The 19,612-nt window shown below is 67.7% G+C and carries 19 protein-coding genes; 13 read left to right on the top strand and 6 right to left on the bottom strand.

Going from position 1 to position 19,612, the window contains the following annotated elements:
- Positions 1-338: 338 nt before the first annotated feature.
- From modA to modC, 3 genes are read left to right on the top strand one after another with little or no spacing between them, the layout of a single operon-like run.
- A complete protein-coding gene (gene modA / locus P7D22_RS18625; protein ID WP_319935756.1) occupies positions 339-1,091 on the top strand; it encodes a molybdate ABC transporter substrate-binding protein in 753 nt (250 codons plus the stop codon).
- A gap of 3 nt (positions 1,092-1,094) precedes the next feature.
- Positions 1,095-1,775, top strand: a complete 681-nt coding sequence (gene modB, locus P7D22_RS18620; protein WP_319935755.1) for a molybdate ABC transporter permease subunit — start codon at positions 1,095-1,097, stop codon at positions 1,773-1,775.
- Positions 1,772-2,863 carry a molybdenum ABC transporter ATP-binding protein gene (gene modC, locus P7D22_RS18615; RefSeq protein WP_319935754.1) on the top strand — a complete coding sequence of 364 codons (1,092 nt, stop codon included), beginning with the start codon at positions 1,772-1,774 and terminating at the stop codon, positions 2,861-2,863. The genes modB and modC overlap by 4 nt, the downstream gene beginning before the upstream one ends.
- Positions 2,864-2,873: 10 nt before the next feature.
- Here the strand turns inward: modC and P7D22_RS18610 are convergent, their stop codons facing one another.
- Both P7D22_RS18610 and pgi read right to left on the bottom strand, forming a co-directional pair.
- Positions 2,874-3,959: a nucleoside hydrolase gene (locus P7D22_RS18610; RefSeq protein WP_319935753.1), complete on the bottom strand. Its 1,086-nt coding sequence runs from the start codon at positions 3,957-3,959 to the stop codon at positions 2,874-2,876.
- Positions 3,960-4,047: 88 nt separating this feature from the next.
- Positions 4,048-5,691, bottom strand: a complete 1,644-nt coding sequence (gene pgi / locus P7D22_RS18605) for a glucose-6-phosphate isomerase (RefSeq protein WP_319935752.1) — start codon at positions 5,689-5,691, stop codon at positions 4,048-4,050.
- 180 nt (positions 5,692-5,871) lie between these two features.
- On the opposite strand from pgi, the gene P7D22_RS18600 reads away from it, so the two are divergent.
- From P7D22_RS18600 to P7D22_RS18585, 4 genes are all read left to right on the top strand, one after another.
- On the top strand, positions 5,872-7,710 hold the full coding sequence (locus tag P7D22_RS18600) for an ABC-F family ATP-binding cassette domain-containing protein (protein ID WP_319935751.1): 1,839 nt from the start codon (positions 5,872-5,874) through the stop codon (positions 7,708-7,710).
- 101 nt (positions 7,711-7,811) lie between these two features.
- Positions 7,812-8,918, top strand: a complete 1,107-nt coding sequence (locus P7D22_RS18595) for a YihY/virulence factor BrkB family protein (protein ID WP_319935750.1) — start codon at positions 7,812-7,814, stop codon at positions 8,916-8,918.
- Positions 8,919-8,996: 78 nt separating this feature from the next.
- On the top strand, positions 8,997-10,154 hold the full coding sequence (locus P7D22_RS18590) for a M24 family metallopeptidase (protein WP_319935749.1): 1,158 nt from the start codon (positions 8,997-8,999) through the stop codon (positions 10,152-10,154).
- Positions 10,155-10,229: 75 nt separating this feature from the next.
- The gene (locus P7D22_RS18585) at positions 10,230-10,736 is read left to right on the top strand and encodes a hypothetical protein (RefSeq protein WP_319935748.1); all 507 of its coding nucleotides are present in this window, start codon (positions 10,230-10,232) and stop codon (positions 10,734-10,736) included.
- Between the two features lie 13 nt (positions 10,737-10,749).
- On the opposite strand, the gene P7D22_RS18580 is transcribed toward P7D22_RS18585, so the two are convergent.
- The gene (locus tag P7D22_RS18580) at positions 10,750-10,977 is read right to left on the bottom strand and encodes a hypothetical protein (protein ID WP_319935747.1); all 228 of its coding nucleotides are present in this window, start codon (positions 10,975-10,977) and stop codon (positions 10,750-10,752) included.
- A 193-nt stretch (positions 10,978-11,170) separates the two neighbouring features.
- Here P7D22_RS18580 and lepA point away from each other — a divergent pair, with 193 nt between their 5' ends.
- The 6 genes from lepA to P7D22_RS18550 all read left to right on the top strand — a co-directional run bounded on the left by lepA (position 11,171) and on the right by P7D22_RS18550 (position 16,947).
- Positions 11,171-12,976 carry a translation elongation factor 4 gene (gene lepA, locus P7D22_RS18575; protein ID WP_319935746.1) on the top strand — a complete coding sequence of 602 codons (1,806 nt, stop codon included), beginning with the start codon at positions 11,171-11,173 and terminating at the stop codon, positions 12,974-12,976.
- A gap of 239 nt (positions 12,977-13,215) precedes the next feature.
- A complete protein-coding gene (locus P7D22_RS18570) occupies positions 13,216-13,671 on the top strand; it encodes a hypothetical protein (protein WP_319935745.1) in 456 nt (151 codons plus the stop codon).
- Positions 13,672-14,104: 433 nt separating this feature from the next.
- Positions 14,105-14,743, top strand: coding sequence for a CarD family transcriptional regulator (locus P7D22_RS18565; protein ID WP_319935744.1), 639 nt, complete (start codon positions 14,105-14,107; stop codon positions 14,741-14,743).
- A gap of 158 nt (positions 14,744-14,901) precedes the next feature.
- Positions 14,902-15,606 (top strand): glutathione S-transferase N-terminal domain-containing protein, encoded by a 705-nt coding sequence (locus P7D22_RS18560; protein WP_319935743.1) that lies wholly within the window; start codon positions 14,902-14,904, stop codon positions 15,604-15,606.
- Between the two features lie 31 nt (positions 15,607-15,637).
- On the top strand, positions 15,638-16,306 hold the full coding sequence (locus P7D22_RS18555) for a dienelactone hydrolase family protein (protein WP_319935742.1): 669 nt from the start codon (positions 15,638-15,640) through the stop codon (positions 16,304-16,306).
- 170 nt (positions 16,307-16,476) lie between these two features.
- Entirely contained in the window at positions 16,477-16,947 is a 471-nt protein-coding gene (locus P7D22_RS18550; protein ID WP_319935741.1) for an Hsp20 family protein, read from the top strand.
- Between the two features lie 84 nt (positions 16,948-17,031).
- Here the strand turns inward: P7D22_RS18550 and P7D22_RS18545 are convergent, their stop codons facing one another.
- The 3 genes from P7D22_RS18545 to P7D22_RS18535 form a co-directional block, all read right to left on the bottom strand.
- Positions 17,032-17,865, bottom strand: coding sequence for a hypothetical protein (locus P7D22_RS18545; RefSeq protein WP_319935740.1), 834 nt, complete (start codon positions 17,863-17,865; stop codon positions 17,032-17,034).
- A gap of 112 nt (positions 17,866-17,977) precedes the next feature.
- Positions 17,978-19,039 carry a threonine aldolase family protein gene (locus P7D22_RS18540; RefSeq protein ID WP_319935739.1) on the bottom strand — a complete coding sequence of 354 codons (1,062 nt, stop codon included), beginning with the start codon at positions 19,037-19,039 and terminating at the stop codon, positions 17,978-17,980.
- 141 nt (positions 19,040-19,180) lie between these two features.
- Positions 19,181-19,612 (bottom strand): histidine phosphatase family protein (locus P7D22_RS18535; RefSeq protein WP_319935738.1); only part of this gene is annotated, 432 nt, incomplete at its 5' end.

Here is a 19,612-nt window from a genome sequence, read left to right as displayed (position 1 = left end):
GAACCGGCACGGGCGCCAGCCCGGCGGGTGGCGTCGGCGGCGGTCCGGCCGGCTCGGGGACGGCAAGCGGACTGCGGCCCAACACCGCCTCGGGTAAGCCCAATGGGTCGAAGCCGGCGCCCATGCAGGCCAATGGCATCCGCAAGGTCCAGTAGGCCGGGGCTGCCCGCAAAGCGGTTGCATCGAGCCCCAACTTCGTGAACGGTCTTGGGGGGACCGGGATATGCCTGCGTGCCTGCTTTGTTCGGGATCGATTGCCGCGTACCGGGCCCATGAGGGTCGCCCCGAGCGCGCGGTGCTTCGCTCCCGACGCCCGCCCGCGACCTCCGAGAGCCTCCATGCCGTTGAAAACCCGTTTCCTCGCCGCCCTCCTGGCGCTGGCGGGGTTGGCCAGCCAGCCTGCCCTTGCGGCGCAGACCACCGTCGCCGTGGCGGCGAACTTCACCGAAGCCGCCAAGGAGATCGCGGCCGCCTTCAAGGCGAAGACCGGCGACGATGCCGTGCTGAGCTTCGGCGCCACGGGACAGCTTTATACCCAGATCACCCAGGACGCCCCCTACGAGATCCTGTTGTCGGCCGATGACGAGCGGCCCCGCAAGGCGGTGGCCGACGGGCTCGGCGAGGCCGGCAGCCCCTTCACCTATGCGGTCGGCAAGCTGGTGTTGTGGAGCAAGGTGCCCGACCTCGTGCAGGGCGAGGCCACCTTGGCGGCGGGCAAGTTCGACAAGCTGGCGATCTGCAACCCGACGGCCGCGCCCTATGGCGAGGCCGCGGTCGAGACGATGCGCAAGCTCAAGCTCGACGACGCGCTGAAGCCGAAGCTCGTGGTCGGCGCCAACATCAGCCAGGCGTTCCAGTTCGTCGACAGCGGCAATGCCGAGCTCGGCTTCGTGGCGCTGTCGCAACTCAGCGGCAAGACCGGCGGCTCGCGCTGGCTCGTGCCGCAGGATTTGTACAAGCCGATCCGCCAGGACGCCGTGCTGTTGAAGAAGGGCGCCAACAACCCGGCCGCGGTCGGGTTCCTGCAATTCCTGAAGGGCCCCGAAGCCCATGCGATCATCGAGCGGTACGGCTACGCCTTTTCGTCCTGACGCGTGGTCGACCCCGAGATCCTTTCGGCGATCCGGCTGACGGTCGAACTGGCGACGATCAGCACCCTCGTGCTGCTTGTCGTCGGCACGCCATTGGCCTGGTGGCTGGCGCATTCGCGGGCCTGGTGGAAGGAGGCGGTCGCCACCGTGGTGGCGATGCCGCTGGTGCTGCCCCCCACCGTGCTGGGCTTCTACCTGCTGGTGGCGCTCGGCCCTTCCGGGCTCGGCGGCCCGCTGGCGGTCCTGACCGGGCGGCGGACGCTCGCCTTCACGTTCACGGGCCTGGTGATCGGCTCGGTGATCTATTCGCTGCCCTTCGTGGTGCAGCCCATCCGCAACAGCTTTGCCGCCATGGGAACCCGGCCGCTCGAAGTGGCGGCGACGCTGCGGGCTTCGCCGGTCCGGGCCTTCTGGAGCGTGGCGGTGCCGCTCGCCCGGCCGGGCTTCCTCACCGCGGCCGTGCTCGGCTTCGCCCATACGGTGGGCGAGTTCGGCATCGTGTTGATGATCGGCGGCGGCATCCCGGGCGAGACCAAGGTGTTGTCGGTGACGATCTACGATTACGTCGAGACCATGCGCTGGGGCGAGGCGAGCTGGCTCGCCGGCGGCATGGCGGCCTTTGCCTTCGTGGTGCTGCTGGCCATGGCGGTGATCGAGAAGCGCGTCGCGCGGATCGGGACGTGAGCGGGCCCGACCCCATCCGGGCCGCCTTCCGGGGCCGGCTCGGTGCTTTCACGCTCGACGTCGACCTCACGCTGCCGGGGCGTGGCGTGACGGCGCTGTTCGGCCCCTCGGGCTGCGGCAAGACCACCCTGCTGCGTGCCGTGGCGGGGCTGCATCGCTTCCCGGTGGGCAACTGCGCCGTGGCGGGCGATTCGTGGCAGGACGGGGCGCGTTTCCGGCCACCGCACCGACGCCCGATCGGCTACGTGTTCCAGGAAGCGAGCTTGTTCCCGCATTTGTCGGTGCGGCGCAACCTCCTGTTCGGCGCCCGCGGCGCGGCACCTGCCGGCACCGAGGCCCTGCGGTTCGACGAGGCCGTCGATCTGCTCGGCCTCGAGCGGCTGCTCGACCGCGGCCCGCAACATTTGTCGGGCGGCGAGCGCCAGCGCGTCGCCATCGGCCGGGCGCTGTTGTCGGGTCCGCGCCTGTTGTTGATGGACGAGCCGTTGTCGGCGCTCGACCGGCCGACCCGCGACGAGATCCTGCCGTTCCTGGAGCGGCTGCAGGCGCGCTTGGCCGTGCCGATACTCTACGTCACACATGACCGCACCGAGGTCGAGCGGCTGGCCGATACCCTGGTGCTGCTGCGGGCGGGCCGCGTCGAAGCTGTCGGGCCCCTCGCGACGCTGCAGAGCGACCCTACCTGCGATTATGCCCGGGGCCGCGACGCCGCCGTGACGCTCGACGCCATGGCCGAAGACCACGATCCCGAGGACGGGCTCGCCACGCTGCGGGTGGGAGCGCACCGCCTCCTGGTGCCAAGTCCGCCTTTGTTGCCCGGCAGCCGCCACCGGGTCCGGATCGCGGCCGGGGACGTCAGCTTGGCCCGAGTAGCGCCGGCCGGCAGCACCATCCTCAACATCCTGCCGGTGGTGATCGTGTCCGGCACCCCGGCAGAGGACCATGCCGTGCTGGTGGTGCTGTCGCTCGGCCAGGACGGGCCGCGCCTCCTCGCCCGCGTGACGCGGCGCTCCTGGCAGGCGCTGGGGCTTGCGGTGGGCCAGGCAGTTCATGCCCAGGTCAAGGGCGTGGCACTGGCCCGCGCCTGACCGCACGCCGTCAGGGTTTCGCGCCAACGCCCTGCGCGGCCTTGACGAAGTTATCGACGAAGCGCGGCGCGTCGATGTCCTGCACCACCGTCACGGGCCGCAAATCCATGCCCTTCGGGGCGAGTTCGGCCTTCCAGATATGGGCGTGCCCGTAATTCATGCCGGGCATGAGGTCGACGTCCATCAGGGCTTCGACGGATTTCGTGATGAGCGTCGGGTCGAGCGCCACCGCGCCCGCCATCTCGTCCCAAAGCGGCAGCTCGATGAAGTTCTTCGACAGATAGTCGGTGAGCGGCGTCTTGGCAGTGGCGATGCGGTCCATCAGGGCCCGGGTCATCACGACGCCGTTCGACACGTTGCCGATGGCGGTGATCTTGGGCCAGGGCGCCGTCAAGGTGATGTGGGCGGCCTCGGGATCGAAGATGAAATTGAAGTCCGACGCATAATCGGCATTGTCGGTGACGGCCATCATGTTGGTGTCGATCAAGGCGCCCATGAAGACCAGCTGCTTGGCGTCGGCCGCGAACCCCGGATCCATGCGGATCGCCAGGGCCAGATTGGTCAACGGTCCGGCCGCGATCACGGTCACTTGGTGGGGATGGGCGTGCACGGCGCGGATCAACAGCGCCGCCGCGGTTTCGCCCGTCGGCTTCAGCTGCGGTTCGCCTTCGGCCAGGGCCGGCACGGGCGGCTGCGTCGGCGACGCCTTGTCGATGGAGCCGAGCGCCCCCCAGGCGCCCTTCCAGGGAATCGTGCCATAGGCCTGCTCCCACAGCTTCATGCGGGCGACGCTGTTGATCAGCGGGTAGGCGGCGCCATCGGCTACGGGGACGTCCGTGCGGCCGGCGATCTCGAGCAGGCGCCTGAGATGCGCCGATTCCTCATTCTCCCAGCCGTCGCCCGTCACTACGGTCAGGCCCAGCACCGCGGTGTCGGGGGCCGCCAGCAGCGGCAGCACCGCCTGCATGTCGGTGCCGCCGGGGCCGGCGAAGTCATTGTCCATGACGACGTAGCGGGTGTCGGCCGCCCGGGCCGTCACCGCGCTTGCGCCCAGGAGGGCCGCGGCCAGAAGGGTCAAAGTCGACAATCGTGGCATCGCGAATCTCCCATGCGGCAGCGTACCGCATGGGGAGCGCAAGGCGTCCGTCTTGGCAAGCCTCGACGGCAGAACCTGGGCCGTCCTCCTAACGCGCCAGGGCCCTGCGATGCGCCACGAGGCCGGCCGTCGAACTGTCGAGCCCTTCGGTCGAAGCGCGGGGGTCGCTGACGATCGGCACCAGCTTCGAGGCCAGCTCCTTGCCGAGTTCGACGCCCCATTGGTCGAACGGGTTGGTGTCCCAGATGGCCGCCATGGTGAAGACGCGGTGCTCGTAGCAGGCGATCAGCCTGCCGAGCGTGCGCGGGTCGAGCTTGCGGTACAGGAAGGTGGAGGACGGCCGGTCGCCTGAGAACACCTTGTGGGGCGCCAGGCGCCGCACCTCGTCGGCCGGCATGCCGCCCTTGGTCAGCTGTGCCGACACCTCGTCGAGGCTGCGGCCCTGCATCAGCGCCTGGCTTTGGGCAAAGCAATTGGCCAGCAGCAGGTCGTGGTGGTGCGGGTCGGCCTCGGTCGGCTCGGCCGCCACCAAAAAGTCGACCGGCACCGGCTCGGTGCCCTGGTGGATCAGCTGGAAGAAGGCGTGCTGGCCGTTGGTGCCGGGTTCGCCCCAGACGATCGGGCCGGTCTCAGCCGTTACGGGCGAGCCGTCGCGGTGCACGCTCTTGCCGTTCGACTCCATGTCGAGCTGCTGCAGATAAGCGGGGAACCGCGCCAGCCGCTGGTCGTAGGGGATCACGGCCTGGGTCGAGATGCCCTGGATGTCCCGGTACAGCACGCCGATGAGGCCCATCAGCATCGGGATGTTGGCCTCGATCGGGGCCGTCCGGAAGTGCTGGTCGATCTCGAAGCCGCCGCGCAAAAACTGCTCGAACTGGGCCGGCCCGATGGCGATGACGAGCGCCAAACCGATCGACGACCAGATCGAATACCGGCCGCCGACCCAATCCTTGAAGCCGAACACCCGGTCTTCCTCGATGCCGAACTTCCGCACCAAGTCGAGCTTGGTCGAGACGGCGGCGAAATGGTGTTTCACGGCGTCTTCGCCGAGGCCCTTGACGATCCAGTCGCGGGCCGATTGCGCGTTGGTCATCGTCTCGAGCGTCGTAAACGTCTTCGACGACACGATGAACAGCGTCGTGGCCGGGTCGAGGCCCTTCACGGTGTCGCCGATGTCGGCGCCATCGACGTTCGACACAAAATGGGTACGCAGCCGTGGGCTGGAATACGGCGTGAGCGCCTTTGCGGCCATGGCGGGGCCGAGGTCCGAGCCGCCGATGCCGATATTGACCACATCGGTGATGGCCTTGCCGGTGGCGCCGGCGATCGAGCCGTCCCGGATACCGCTGGCGAAGGCCGCCACCTTGGCCCGGGTGGCCGTCACCTCGGGCATCACATCGGCGCCGTCCGCCATGATCGGCTGGCCCGAAAAGTTGCGCAGCGCCGTATGCAGGGCGGCCCGCCCTTCGGTCGAGTTGAAGGGCTCGCCCGCGAACATCGCGTCGCGCTTGGCTTCGACGCCGCTGTCTTTCGCCAGTTGCACGAGCTTGGCCAACAGCGCCGCATCGAGGCGGTGCTTGGAGAAGTCGAACACAAGGTCGTCGAGCTTCACATGGAAGCGCCCGAAGCGCTCGGGGTCGTTGACGAAAGCCTCGCGGATCGACACCGGCGTCTGGCCGTCGAGTTCCTTCTGCAACGCCGTCAGGGCCGCGCCATTCGTCGAACCGGTCATGGGTGCACCTCGTTTCGCGCCATTGTGTCTCACCTGTCGTCTTAGCATAGGGCGCCGGCTGTGAAAGGCAGGGGTGCGGCGTCCATGCGGCGGGTTCGAGGCCCCGCCGTCAGGGGCTTCCCTTGCCCGGGCGTCCCGCGACCCTTGCGCCCCGGCGCCCCATGGCCGATACCGCGGGCCATGGCCGCTCCCCCGCTCCTTACGCTTCAGAACATCCGCCTGACGCTCGGCAACAAGCCGCTGCTCGATGGCGCCGACCTCAGCGTCGGGCGCGGCGAACGCTTGTGCCTCGTGGGCCGCAACGGTTCCGGCAAATCGACGCTGCTCAAGGTCGCGGCCGGCGAGCTCGAACAGGATGGCGGCGCGCGCTTCATGCAGCCCGACGCCAACATCCGGGTGTTGCCGCAGGAACCCGACCTCAGCGGCTACCCGACCACCCTCAGCTATGTGGAGGCGGGCCTCGGGCCGCTCGACGACAGCTATCAGGCGCTGGTGATGCTGAACGAGCTTGGCCTGACCGGCGAAGAGAACACGGCCTCGCTGTCGGGCGGCGAGGCGCGCCGTGCCGCGCTGGCGCGCGTGATGGCGCCGCAACCCGACATCCTGCTGCTCGACGAGCCCACCAACCATCTCGACCTGCCGGCCATCGAATGGCTCGAGTCGGCGCTCGGCAAGCTGCGTTCGGCCCTGGTCATCATCAGCCATGACCGCCGCTTCCTGTCGAACCTGTCGCGCGCCACCGTGTGGCTCGATCGCGGCCGCACCCGCCGGCTCGACCGCGGTTTTTCGGAATTCGAGGCCTGGCGCGACCAGGTGCTCGAGGAAGAAGAGCGCGACCGCCACAAGCTCGAGCGCCAGATCGCCCGCGAAGAAGATTGGCTGCGCTACGGCGTCACGGCGCGGCGCAAGCGCAACGTGCGGCGCCTCGGTGCCCTGCACGACCTCAAGGACGAACGCCGCGAAGCCGTCAAGGCCGTGGGCCAGGTGAAGCTCAGCGTTTCGGAAGGCCGCACTTCGGGCAAGATGGTGATCGAGGCCGACGGGGTGTCGAAGGGGTTCGGCGCCCGGCCGATCGTCAAGGATTTTTCGACCCGCGTGCTGCGCCGCGACCGCATCGGCGTCGTGGGAGCCAACGGCGCCGGCAAGTCGACGCTGCTGAAGCTGTTGACGGGCGTGCTCGAGCCCGACCAGGGCACCGTCAAGCTCGGCGCCAACCTGGAGCTCGCGAGCCTCGACCAGGGCCGCACAAGCCTTTCGCCTTCGACCACGCTGGCCGATGCGCTGACGGGCGGCGGCAGCGATAACGTCATCATCAACGGGGTGCCGAAGCACGTCATCGGCTACATGAAAGACTTCCTGTTCGGCCCCGAACAGGCCCGCACCCCCGTCGAGCGCCTGTCGGGCGGCGAACGCGGTCGCCTCACGCTGGCCCGCGCCCTGGCGCTGCCGTCGAACCTTCTGGTGCTCGACGAGCCCACCAACGACCTCGATCTCGAAACGCTCGACCTGTTGCAGGAGATGGTGGCCGATTATCCCGGCACCGTGCTGGTGGTGAGCCACGACCGCGACTTCCTCGACCGCACCGTCACGGCCGTCATCACGGCCGAGGGCGGCGGCGTCTGGACCGAATATGCCGGCGGCTACAGCGACATGGTGGCCCAGCGCGGTATCGGGGTCGAGGCCCGCACGGTGGACCGCGAGGCGTCAGCGGGGCGCACGGCTTCCGAAGTGCCCGGTACTGCCGAGCCGAAGGCGGCGCCGCCGGCCGCGGTCGGCCGTAACCGCAAGCTCAACTTCAACCAGAAACGCGCCCTCGATACGTTGCCGACCCGCATGGAGGCGCTGCGGGCCAGCATGGCCAAGGCGCAGGTCGTGCTAAACGACCCGACGCTCTACAGCCGCGATCCCGAGCGCTTCGCCAAGGCCAGCGACCTGATGGCCAAGGCCGGCACCGACCTCGCGGCCGCCGAGGACGAGTGGCTGGAGCTCGAGATGCTGCGGGAGGAGATCGGCGGCTGAGCCGCCCTGCCGGCATCGAGGCCGTCCTGTGGCGGTTTTGAGGCTGGTCGCGGCAACGAAGATCACGTATCTGGCATCTTCCTGGCGGCGGGACTTTTGCCATGACGGTTGGTGCGGACACGCGGAAATCGAAGAACAGGATGGGCTTCGTGTCGCTGATCGTGGCATCGGCCGTCATGTCGAGCCTGGGCCGGTTCAAGCCGGCCCCCGTGCCGGCCAAACCGGATGGGGTGGATGACATTCCGATCCTGCCTCCGCCTGCGCAGCCGAGTTCCCCGACCGCGCTGCCGACGGCGGGTGGGCTCGTGGCGGCGCCGGTGGCCCACAAGCCGGGGCTGTTCGGCATTGTCCGGAGCATCATCGACCGCTTCAGCCGTGACAATGCCACGCTGACGGCGGCCGGCATCGCCTTCTACCTCCTGTCCTCGGTGTTTCCGGGGCTGGCCGCATTGGTGTCGGTTTACGGGCTTGTCGGCGACCCGTCCGAGGTCGGGCGGCAGATCGCGCCCTTCGCGGGCCTGCTGCCCCCTGAAGCGATGAAGCTGCTCAACGACAGCCTGCAGGGCTTCATCAAGAGCAGCGCCAATTCGCACGTCTCGATCGCCCTGGCGACCAGCCTCGCCATCGCGCTGTGGAGCGCCCGCGCCGCCATGGCGGCCATCATGACGGGGCTCAATATCGCCTATGAGGAGGTCGACAAGCGGTCCTACGTTGTGCAGACGCTGGTGTCGCTCGGCCTCACGATCGGTGTGCTGGCCTTCGTGGCGGTGGCGATCTTTTCGATCGCGGTCGTGCCGGCCTTGCTGGCCTTGTTCTACCTTGGTGAAACCCTGCAGGCGCTGCTCGAATATGGCCGCTGGCCGTTGCTGGCGTCTGTGGTGGTGTTCGGTTTCGCGGTTCTTTACCGCTATGCGCCCTATCGCAGTCATCCACGCTGGCGGTGGATCACCTGGGGCTCGGGGATCGCCACCGTGTTGTGGCTGTCCGGTTCGATCCTGTTCTCCTTCTATGTTCGGCATTTCGGCTCCTACGATGCCACCTACGGGTCGCTGGGCGCCGTCATCATTCTGTTGTTGTGGTTCTGGTTCGGCGCCCTTGTGATGATCCTCGGGGCCGAGATCGATTCCGAGCTCGACGTCCGCGCGACCCTGGGCGGTGCCCCGACGGCGGGCACGCCACCGAGCGCCGGCCCGCCGCGCAAGGGTTGAACGCCCCACATCCCCCGTTGAGCCATGGTGCCAGCCTGTGCCACACGGGGGGCTCACCACGGAACCTTGGGAAGCGGCATGGCACTGCATTTCGAACGCGCGGACTATGCCGCACGCCTCGCCGCTCTGCAGGCCGGTATGGCGTCGGCGAACCTCGACGGGCTGCTGCTGTTCGCCCAGGAAAGCCACTACTGGCTGACGGGCTACGACACCTTCGGGTTCTGCTTTTTTCAGTGTCTGTATGTCGGGGCGGACGGGCGCATGGCGCTGCTGACCCGCTCGGCCGACCTTCGGCAGGCGCAGCACACGTCCCTCATCGCCGATATCCGGGTCTGGACCGACGCGGCCGAAGCCGACCCGGCCGTGGACCTGCGGCGCATGCTGGACGACCTCGGCGTCGCCGGGGCGCGCCTCGGGGTCGAATACGATTCCTACGGTCTCACCTATGCGAATGGCCTGCGTCTCGCCGCCGCGCTCGACGGCTCTTGCGCCCTGCAGGACGCGTCCCGCCTCGTGCCCGGCCTGCGGGTCACCAAATCGGCGGCCGAAATCGCCTTCGTGCGCGAGGCGGCGCGCTTGTCGGACGCCGCCGATGCCGCGGCCCAGGCCGCGACGGCGCCCGGTGCCGACGAAGGCGACATCCTGGCGGCGCAGCACGCCGCCATCTTCGGCGGTGGCGGCGACTATCCCGGCAACGAATTCATCATCGGCTCGGGCGCCGACGCGCTGTTGTGCCGTTACAAGTCCGGCCGACGTCGCCTCGACCCGAACGATCAACTGACGCTCGAATTCGCAGGCGCCTACCGGCACTATCATGCGGCCATCATGCGGACGCTGGTGGTGGGAGAGCCGCGACCCCTCCACTTGCGCTACCATGCGGCTGCCCGGGCGGCGCTGGCCGCCTGCGAAGCGGCGTTCCGCCCCGGACGCACGGCGGGCGACGTTTATGCCGCCCATGCGCGGATCTTCGATCAGCATGACCTCGGCCAGCACCGCCTCAACGCATGCGGCTATTCCCTCGGGGCGAAGTTCACGCCGTCCTGGATGGACCCGCCGATGTTTTATGCCCGCAACCCGTTCGTGATCGCCGAGAACCAGGTGTTCTTCGCCCACATGATCCTGATGGATTCGGAGACCGGAACGGCCATGTGCCTTGGCCGCACGTCGCTCGTGACATCCACAGGCGCCGAGCCGCTGAATGCCGCCAACCTGGACCTCGTGGTGAAATCGCGTTAGGCCTTCCTTAACGATCGACGGCCTCGCACCGTCGCAGGGGAGGGTTCAGGTTTGCGTCGTCACGTTGTCGGGCCCATGGCCCTCGTGCTCGCGGCCGGCCTTGCAGGATGCGTCGACAACATCCCGGATGTGGCGGTGAGCCGAGGCGATGTGCGACAGGCGATCGCCCGCGGAACCTTGAAGAGCCCGCGCCCCGCCACGGTGGCGCTGGCGAGCCTCGATGCGGGCCCGGGTGACACGGCAGCGCGCTTCAAGGCGGTTTTCGACAAGGCCGCCGCCGAGCGCGACATCACCCTGGTGGAGCCGCAGGCGGCACGCTACCTCGTGCGGGGCTACCTGAGCGCCGCCCCGGGCGAGCACGGCACCGATGTCGCCTATGTGTATGACGTGTTCGATGCCGCACAGCGGCGGATGGAACGCGTATCCGATACTCTGACGCTGCCGGCCGTCAGTACCGACCCCTGGGCGGCTTTCGATGATCGCGCCCTGGCGAGCCTTGCGGGCCGTAGCGCCGACGATCTGGCGGTGGCGCTCGCTTCGACCCCGGAAGCGCAAGCGCCCCAGGTCGCGTCGGCGCACTAACGTCGCGCGCCGATCAGGCGGCGAAGCCATCCGGCTGGCGTTCCGCCGCGACCTTGGCGCGCACCAGTTCGCCCAAAAGGGCTTTGGCCAGCACCTCTTCCGTGCGGTTCTCGAGCCGCGCCGCGAGGGCCATCGTCTCGAATTGCACCGATACGGATGGAACGTGATCGTGGTCTGAAACGCGGTAGCGTCCCACAAACGTATCGCCGTCCAGCATGTAGCTGATCGCCCGCTTGGCCATTGTGTCTCCCCCGCCTTTTTTCGGCTCGGCTCACGCGGTTCACGGCGCCGCCCAGCTTGCCGAAACAACGGTAAAGTCGATGCAAAGTTTCGGCTTTGTGTCGGGATCGTGACGGCCTGCGGCGGTCGGGCGCGATGGACCTCCAGCCCATCATTCCCTTGGTTTTAACCATGGCGACTGCTATGGGCCGCCCATGACGACGCATACGTTTGACAACATCCGCAATTTCTCGATCGTCGCCCACATCGACCACGGCAAGTCGACGCTCGCGGACCGGCTGATCCAGCACACCGGAACACTCGCGGCGCGCGAGATGGTCGAGCAGGTGCTCGACTCGATGGACATCGAGCGTGAGCGCGGCATCACCATCAAGGCACAGACGGTGCGGCTCGATTATCGGGCCAAGGACGGCAAGGATTACGTCCTCAACCTGATGGACACTCCCGGCCACGTCGATTTCGCCTATGAGGTGTCGCGGTCGCTCGCGGCCTGCGAGGGCTCGCTGCTGGTGGTCGATGCCAGCCAGGGCGTCGAGGCACAGACCCTCGCCAACGTTTACCACGCGCTCGATGCCGGTCACGAGATCGTGCCGGTGCTGAACAAGATCGACCTGCCGGCCGCCGAACCCGATCGCATCAAGCAGCAGATCGAGGACGTGATCGGCCTCGACGCCTCGGATGCGGTGGAGATCTCGGCCAAGACCGGCCTGAACATCGAAGGTGTGCTCGAGGCGATCGTCACCCGGTTGCCGCCGCCCAAGGGCGATGAGGCCGCGCCCTTGAAGGCGCTGCTGGTCGATAGCTGGTACGACGCTTATCTCGGCGTCGTGGTGCTGGTGCGGGTCATCGACGGCAGCATGAAGAAGGGCTCGCGCATCCGCATGATGGGCGCCGGCGCCACCTATGAGGTGGACCGCATCGGCGTCTTCAAGCCCAAGATGCAGGATCTGCCGAAGCTCGGCCCCGGCGAGGTCGGCTTCATCACGGCGCAGATCAAGGAGGTGGCCGACACCCGGGTCGGCGACACCATCACGGACGAGCGCAAGCCCACCGCGACGGCCCTGACGGGCTTCAAGCCGGCCCAGCCGGTGGTGTTCTGCGGCCTGTTCCCCGTCGATGCGGCCGAGTTCGACGAGTTGCGCGCCTCGATGGGGCGCCTGCGCCTCAACGACGCGAGCTTTTCCTTCGAGATGGAATCCTCCGCCGCGCTCGGCTTCGGGTTCCGCTGCGGCTTCCTCGGGCTGTTGCACCTCGAGATCATCCAGGAGCGGCTCGAGCGCGAGTTCAACCTCGACCTCATCGCCACGGCGCCCTCGGTGGTCTACCGCATCAAGATGCGGGACGGGTCCGAGATCGACCTGCACAATCCGGCCGACATGCCGGACGTGATGGGCATCGAGGAAATCCTTGAGCCCTGGATTCGCGCCACCATCCTGACGCCCGACGATTATCTCGGCAGCATCCTGAAGCTTTGCCAGGAGCGGCGCGGGATGCAGATCGATCTGAACTACGTCGGCAAGCGCGCCATGGTGACCTACGACCTGCCGCTGAACGAAGTGGTGTTCGACTTCTACGACCGTCTGAAGTCGATCTCGAAGGGCTATGCCTCGTTCGACTACAACATCACCGACTATCGGGCCGGCGACCTCGTCAAGATGTCGATCCTGGTCAACGCCGAGCCGGTCGACGCCTTGTCGATGCTGGTTCACCGCGACAGGGCCGAGATGCGCGGCCGTGCCATGGTGGAAAAGCTGCGCGAGTTGATCCCGCAGCACATGTTCCAGATCCCGGTCCAGGCCGCGATCGGCGGCAAGATCATCGCCCGCGAAACGATCCGGGCGCTGCGCAAGGACGTGACCGCCAAGTGCTATGGCGGCGACGTGACCCGCAAGCGCAAGCTGCTCGAGAAGCAGAAAGCCGGCAAGAAGAAGATGCGGCAGTTCGGCAAGGTCGAGATCCCGCAGGAAGCCTTCATCGCCGCTTTGAAGATGGACGGCTGAGCGGGCGACGCGGCAGCGAAACCACGGTGCGGGTATTTCAAGGGTCCGGCGTATCGGATCCTCCCCTCGCGGCGTAGGAACAAACGCAGCGGCCCCGCGTCGACGGAGCGCCGCCACTCAGGGTCTGCATCGGGGGATCTGTGCGTACGCTCGCCATGCCGTTGTTGGGATTGATCGCCTTGGGCTTGGCGGCTCCGGCCGTTGCGGCGCCGCGGCCAGGGCCGACCTGCGCGAGCTTTATGGCCGATTATCCGAAGGCTTTGCCGGCCTTCCGGGTCAGCTTCGAACGGCCCCTGACCATCACCCGTGATCTGTTCGGTGGCGAGGACGGCATCGACGTCCACATCCTGTCGACCAGTGCCGATGTGGACGGCACGCTCAAATGCAAGGGCGATGTGTTCCGCCGCCTCGAGGTGCGGATCGAGACGCCGTTCGAGGCGGCGACGCGCGCCAATTTCTCGCAGTTCGAGGAGGCGGCCCTGGCGACGGCTTTCGGTTGGGATTCGGCCAGATCCCATACCGTGGTGGCGGCGATGAGCACCGACGCGGATGAATATCTGCGGGCCTCGATCCAGCGCGGCGACACCTATCGGGCCGGCAAGGTGGAATACCACGAGGGGAGCCGATACGACCTCGGCCTTATCTGGACCGAGGCCGACCACACCTTTGTGATCACGTCGCAAGACGAGCCTTAACGAGCCATTAAGTCCTTCTGGGATGTGGACTTGTTCCACGACACGTTTGATTTTCGTCGTGTGTTGTGTTAGACACAGCACACGGCAAACGCCGTGAAACACCCCTAGGCCGCCTTTATGACGAAGGCGACGGACCAAGACCGGCTGTCGCCAGTCTGCATGAAGCGGAACAGGCCCCACGCGTGCACATCAGCTTTCGCCGCGTCATCATCACACAGGCCGCCTCGAATGTGCGGTCTCAGCAGGGTCAGGTGCGGCAGGGCCGATTCGTCGTCGCCCCGCTCTGAATCCGTAATGCCCCATATCACGCGTCGCTGTCCAGCCGTCCGGCGGCGTGTTCGTTTTCACGTTTCCGCTGGCCTCCTCCGGGGCCGGCTTAAGGAACGGGCGTTGCAACGCCCGATAGGAGATTCGAATGTCGGATAAGGCAGCAATGACCCGGGTGTCCCCGCCGCGGCCCGGCAATGAGCGCCTGCCTGCCGGCAAGCCGCCGATCGCCAAGGCCGTGTCGAAGACCGGCTTCAAGTCCCTCGATTTTGTCGTCTATCCGGCCCATGGCGTGGGCCAGATCGTTGCCGTGGAGGAGGAGACCGTCGCGGGCTTCAAGCTCGAGCTGTTCGTCATCTCCTTTGCCAAGGACAAGATGAAGCTGAAGGTTCCGCTCCCGAAGGCCGCCAGCGTCGGCCTGCGCAAGCTGAGCGAGCCTGACGTGCTGAAGCGGGGGCTCGACACCCTGATGGGCCGGGCGCGCGTCAAGCGGACCATGTGGTCGCGCCGGGCCCAGGAATACGAGGCCAAGATCAATTCGGGCGACTTCATCGCCGTCGCCGAGGTGGTGCGTGACCTGTACCGGTCCGAAGCCCAGCCCGAGCAGTCGTATTCCGAGCGGCAGCTCTACGAGGCCGCGCTCGACCGCATGGCCCGCGAGATCGCCGCGGTCGAAAAGGTGACCGACGCGGAATCGCTGAAGCTGATCGAGACCCAGTTGCTGAAGGGCCCGCGCCGGACCGCCAAGACCGAGGAAGCCGACGAGGACGAAGGCGAGGCCGAGGGCGTCGAAGCGGCCGCCTGAGCGCCCTTCAATCGCGTTGACCATCGTGAGGCGGCCTTCAGGCCGCCTTTTTCACGCGTGCGCGCTGGCTGGCCCGCACGTAAGGTCTGGGTTAAACCTGCGCCGGCGCGCCGACACGATCCGTGGCCGGCACCCACGCATACCGAAAGAGGGACGTAATGATCGACCTCCATTATTGGCCCACCCCGAACGGCCACAAGATCACGATGTTCTTGGAGGAGACCGGACTCCCGTACCGCATCGTGCCGGTCAACATCGGGACCGGGGACCAGTTCAAGCCCGACTTCCTGGAGATCGCGCCCAACAATCGTATGCCGGCCATCGTCGACCATGATCCCGCCGGCGGCGGCGATCCCGTGTCGGTGTTCGAGTCGGGTGCCATCCTGGTGTACCTGGCCGAAAAGGCGGGCCGTTTCCTGCCCACGGATCTGCGCGGTCGCACCGTGGTAATGGAATGGCTGTTCTGGCAGATGGGCGGCCTCGGCCCGATGGCGGGCCAGAACCACCATTTCTCGGCCTACGCGCCCGAAAAGATCCCCTATGCGATCACCCGCTACGTCAATGAAACGAACCGCCTTTACGGCGTGCTGGACCGCCGGTTGGCCAAGACCGGCGCCTATCTCGGCGGCGATTATTCCATCGCCGACATGGCGGCCTATCCCTGGATCGTGCCTCATGAGCGCCAGGGCCAGACGCTCGAGGATTTCCCGCAGCTGAAGCGCTGGTTCGAAGCGATCCGGGAACGGCCCGGCACGGTTGCGGCCTACCGGGCGGGCGAAGCCATCAACCGGCCGAAGGAGATGTCCGAGGCCGAGAAGAAGATGCTGTTCGGCCAGACCGCCGCCTCGCACAAGGCCGGCTGACCCGACCCCTTACTCCAGGACCAAAATCGTTATGGGAACAACCATCGCCCTCACCGCCAGCGACGGCGTCAGCATCCAGGCCTACCGGGCCGAGCCCACCGGCACGCCGCGCGGCGGTATCGTGGTTCTGCAGGAGATTTTCGGCGTCAACCCGCATATCCGCAGCGTCGCCGACCGCTATGCTGAGCAGGGCTATCTGGCGATCGCGCCAGCCCTGTTCGACCGCGTTACGCCAGGGCTCGAACTCGGCTATGACCAGGACGGCATGACGACCGGCATCGCGACCCAGAAGCAGACCGTGCCGGCCGATACGCTGAAGGATGTGGCGGCCGCGGTCGCGCTGGCGGCATCGGCCGGCAAGGTGGGCATCGTCGGATATTGCTGGGGTGGAACGCTGGCCTATGCGGCGGCCTGCCAACTCGACGGTGTCGCGGCCGCGGTCGGCTATTATGGCGGCGGCATCGCCTCCATGCTGGACAAGAAGCCGCGCGTGCCCGTGATGCTGCACTTCGGCCAGCACGACGACCACATTCCCATGACGAGCGTCGCGGCGATCCGGGCGGCATTGCCGGATGTGCCGGTCTACGACTATCCGGCGGGTCATGGTTTCAACTGCGACGCGCGCGGCAGCTACGACAAGGCGAGTGCCGATCAGGCGCTCAGCCGCACTTTGCCGTTCTTCAAGAAATATGTCGGCTGACATCTGTCAGCGCGGTCGAGGCGGGGCTCAACCCCGTTTCGACCGGCTCAAACCTGGCCTTGCGGCCCTTTGAAACGATCCCCATGTCTGATCTGCGCGGGCCACAATGGACGCGCAACTCGGATGCTGCCTTCGGGCAGCAGTGCATGTCGCTTCAAAAGGATATGTCCATGCGTCAGTACGATTTGTCTCCCCTTTATCGGTCCACCGTCGGCTTCGATCGCCTGTTTACGTTGATCGACCAGATGTCCGGCGTCGAAGGGACGTCGCAATCCTATCCGCCCTATAATATCGAGCGGACGGGTGAGACGGCCTACCGGATTTCCGTCGCGGTCGCAGGCTTTGCGGAAACCGACCTGTCGATCGAAACCCGCGAGAATACCCTGGTGATCCGGGGCGCCAAGGCTCCGGTGGAAGGGTCCTCGGGTAAGACCGAGGTGCTTTATCAGGGCATCGCGGCCCGCGCGTTCGAACGGCGCTTCCAACTCGCCGACCACGTGCAGGTCACGGGTGCGCACCTCGAACATGGCCTTCTGCATGTAGCCCTGGTGCGCGAGATCCCGGAAGCCGCCAAGCCGCGGCAGATCCCGATCGGTGCTCAGGGCCTTAAAGTCGTTGAGGTCCCGAAGGCTGCCGCCTGATCGGTCATCGGGCCTGATGAAAACAAGGGTGCCGCGAGGCACCCTTTCCCATGTTTGCCGCCGCCTTCGCTATAGCTGAGGCTGCTAGTCGAGCGGCGCCACCGGCACATCCGCTGGCTTCGGCTTGGTTGTGGGAGGGGCCGCTGCCGTTGTGGGCGCGGGATCGACCGTCTTTACCGCCGTGGTCACCGGAGCGGCCTTGGCCTCCTCGGGCTTGCGGGCTCCGGGGATGCGCAACGGATCGGTTGCCACGGAGGTGGCGCGCACGCTTGATGGCGGCACCGCCACCACGCTCGCCGCATCCGGGCGCCGCGATGGAACGGCGACCACCTCGGGATTGCCGTTCGACGCTGTTGCCGGGGCGCTCGGGGTCGCGTTCGGCGGCGGCAGCGGTGAGGCGGTGACCGGCACCGGGCCGGTTTCCGTGCGGGTCACCACCCTTGGTTGCGGCCGGACCGGACGAGGCGCCAGCGGCGTCACGGGCGGCATGTCGTCGGAACCGCTGAGCCCCGCGGGCGGACGCGGCGGCGGGCTGTCGTCCCAGCCGCGCGTCAGATGCGAGAAGAACGATTCGTCGCGCGGCGCGGCCCGCGGCATCGGTGCCTGCCGTTCCGGCCCGACATCGACGAAGAACCTTTGCACGATCTCGCCACTTTCGGCCGAGATCACCAGCCGCTCGCGCCGCTGCCGGCGATCCAGCACATCGGCCAGATACACCCGGCCGTTGCGGTATAGCGGCCCCATAAGGCGGAACCCGTGCTCGGCGATGGTGTCCGACACGTCCTCGGGCGAGGCCTCGCGCGACCCGAACAAGCTGAACTGCGCCCAAGCCGGCGTGCTCGCGACAAGGCCGAGCGCCATGGCGCCACCGAGCCACAAGCCGCGCCGTGGCCATCCCGCCTTGATGCGTTGCGTCAAAGTCACGTCGTCGGCCCTGCCTTCAAGGTTTCGATGCGTGCCGCAGGCTGCGCCGGCAATGCGGCACTGTTGCGGCCTCGTGGTGCGTCGCCCCGGTGCGGCGCACCATCGTTCAGGCGAGCGCCCGGACCTGTTCGAGAAAATGGTCCACCTCGTCGGGTGTTGTCGCGAAGCTGCACAACAGGCGGACGAACAGGTCCGACGCCCCGGGCTGCATGGCGACAGGCAGCGTCGCGGGGTCCCAGTCGTAGAAGGAGGCGCCCGCGGCCCGCAAACCTTCCACCATGCCGGCCGGCATGATGGGGAACACCTCGTTGATGGCGCGGCCCCATGGCATGCGCACCCCCGGCACGGCTGCGAGGCCGGTCGCCAGACGATCCGCCATCGTATTGGCGTGCCGGGCGAGGTCGAGCCAGTGGTGGTCCGCCAGATAGGCCGCCATCTGGGCGCCGAGGAACCGGCCCTTGGACACGACGTGGCCGCCGCGCTTCTGGCGGAACGGCAGCGTCGCGGCCCGGGCCGGGTCGAACACCAGAATGGCTTCGCAGATCATCGCGCCGTTCTTGCTGGCCCCGAGCGACAGGATGTCGACGCCGGCCGCGTGGCTGATGTCGGCTGGCGCGCAGCCGAGCGCCGCCACCGCATTGGCGAAGCGCGCCCCGTCCATGTGGACCAGCAGCCCGGCTTCATGAGCGATCGTGGCCAGCTGATGGATTTCGGCGGGGCTGTACAGCGTGCCGGATTCGGTCGCTTGCGACAGGCTCAGGCAGGCGCCCTGGGCCTGCCGCGCCACGCCGGCCGGAAACCGCCGCAACGTCGCCCGAAGCGCGTCGGGGTCGATCTTGCCGTCGCGGCCCGGCACGCCGACCAGCTTGCCGCCATTGGTGTAGAATTCCGGCGCCGCGCATTCCTCGTCGAGAATATGCGCATAGGCATGGCAGAACACGGCACCGCCGGGCGGCACTACGGCCGACAGCGCCAGTGCATTGGCGGCCGTGCCGGTTGCCACCAGGGTGACGGCCGGCTCCGCCCCGAAGGCCTCGGCGATGCGCCGCTTGGCTTCCGCCGTATGGGGGTCCGCCCCATAGGAGGGCAGCACCTCCGCATTGGCCCGCACCACCGCGTCGAGGATGCGCGGGCTCGCGCCGGAGGAATTGTCGCTGGCGAAATGCATCGAAACATCCTCTTCGCCGACCCGCGGCCCCATGCGGCCGTGCCATGGTGCGGGACGGCTCGGCTTCGCGCCTGTGTAAGGCCTCGACGACCCCGAGGCCAGCCGGCCTTCGTGCAGGCCAGAGCGTCGGCGCAAGCGGGCCTAGAGCGTCGCGTTGAAGCCGGCGAGGCGCCAGCGTCCGTTCTGCACCGTCAGCCGGCTGACCCCGAGGGGCGCCGCGTCGAGCCGCCAGAAGCGTGCCGCGGGCAGCTCGAGTGCCACCACCACGAGGGCCCGCAGCAGGGCGGGGGGCACCACGGCCAGCGTCGTCGCAGGCGTGCCGATGCGGTCCGCGAGCCAGTGCTGCGCCCGCTCCAGCAGGCCGGACAGCGGTTCGCCGCCCGGAGGCGCCGCCGCAGGGTCGCTCAACCACCGCGCGAAAAGCTCAGGCTCGGCGGCCGCGACCTTGGCCATCGGGCGTCCCGCCCAAGCCCCATAGCCGCACTCCCGCAGACCCGGGTCGGTCAGCACCGTACGGGTCAGCGCCGCCGCCGTGTCATGCGCGGCCCGCGTCGGCGCCGCGAGCGCCTGGGC

The sequence above is a fragment of the Lichenihabitans sp. Uapishka_5 genome, from assembly GCF_033947565.1.
Classification (GTDB): domain Bacteria; phylum Pseudomonadota; class Alphaproteobacteria; order Rhizobiales; family Beijerinckiaceae; genus Lichenihabitans.
This window is presented reverse-complemented; position numbering and strand designations above follow the sequence as displayed.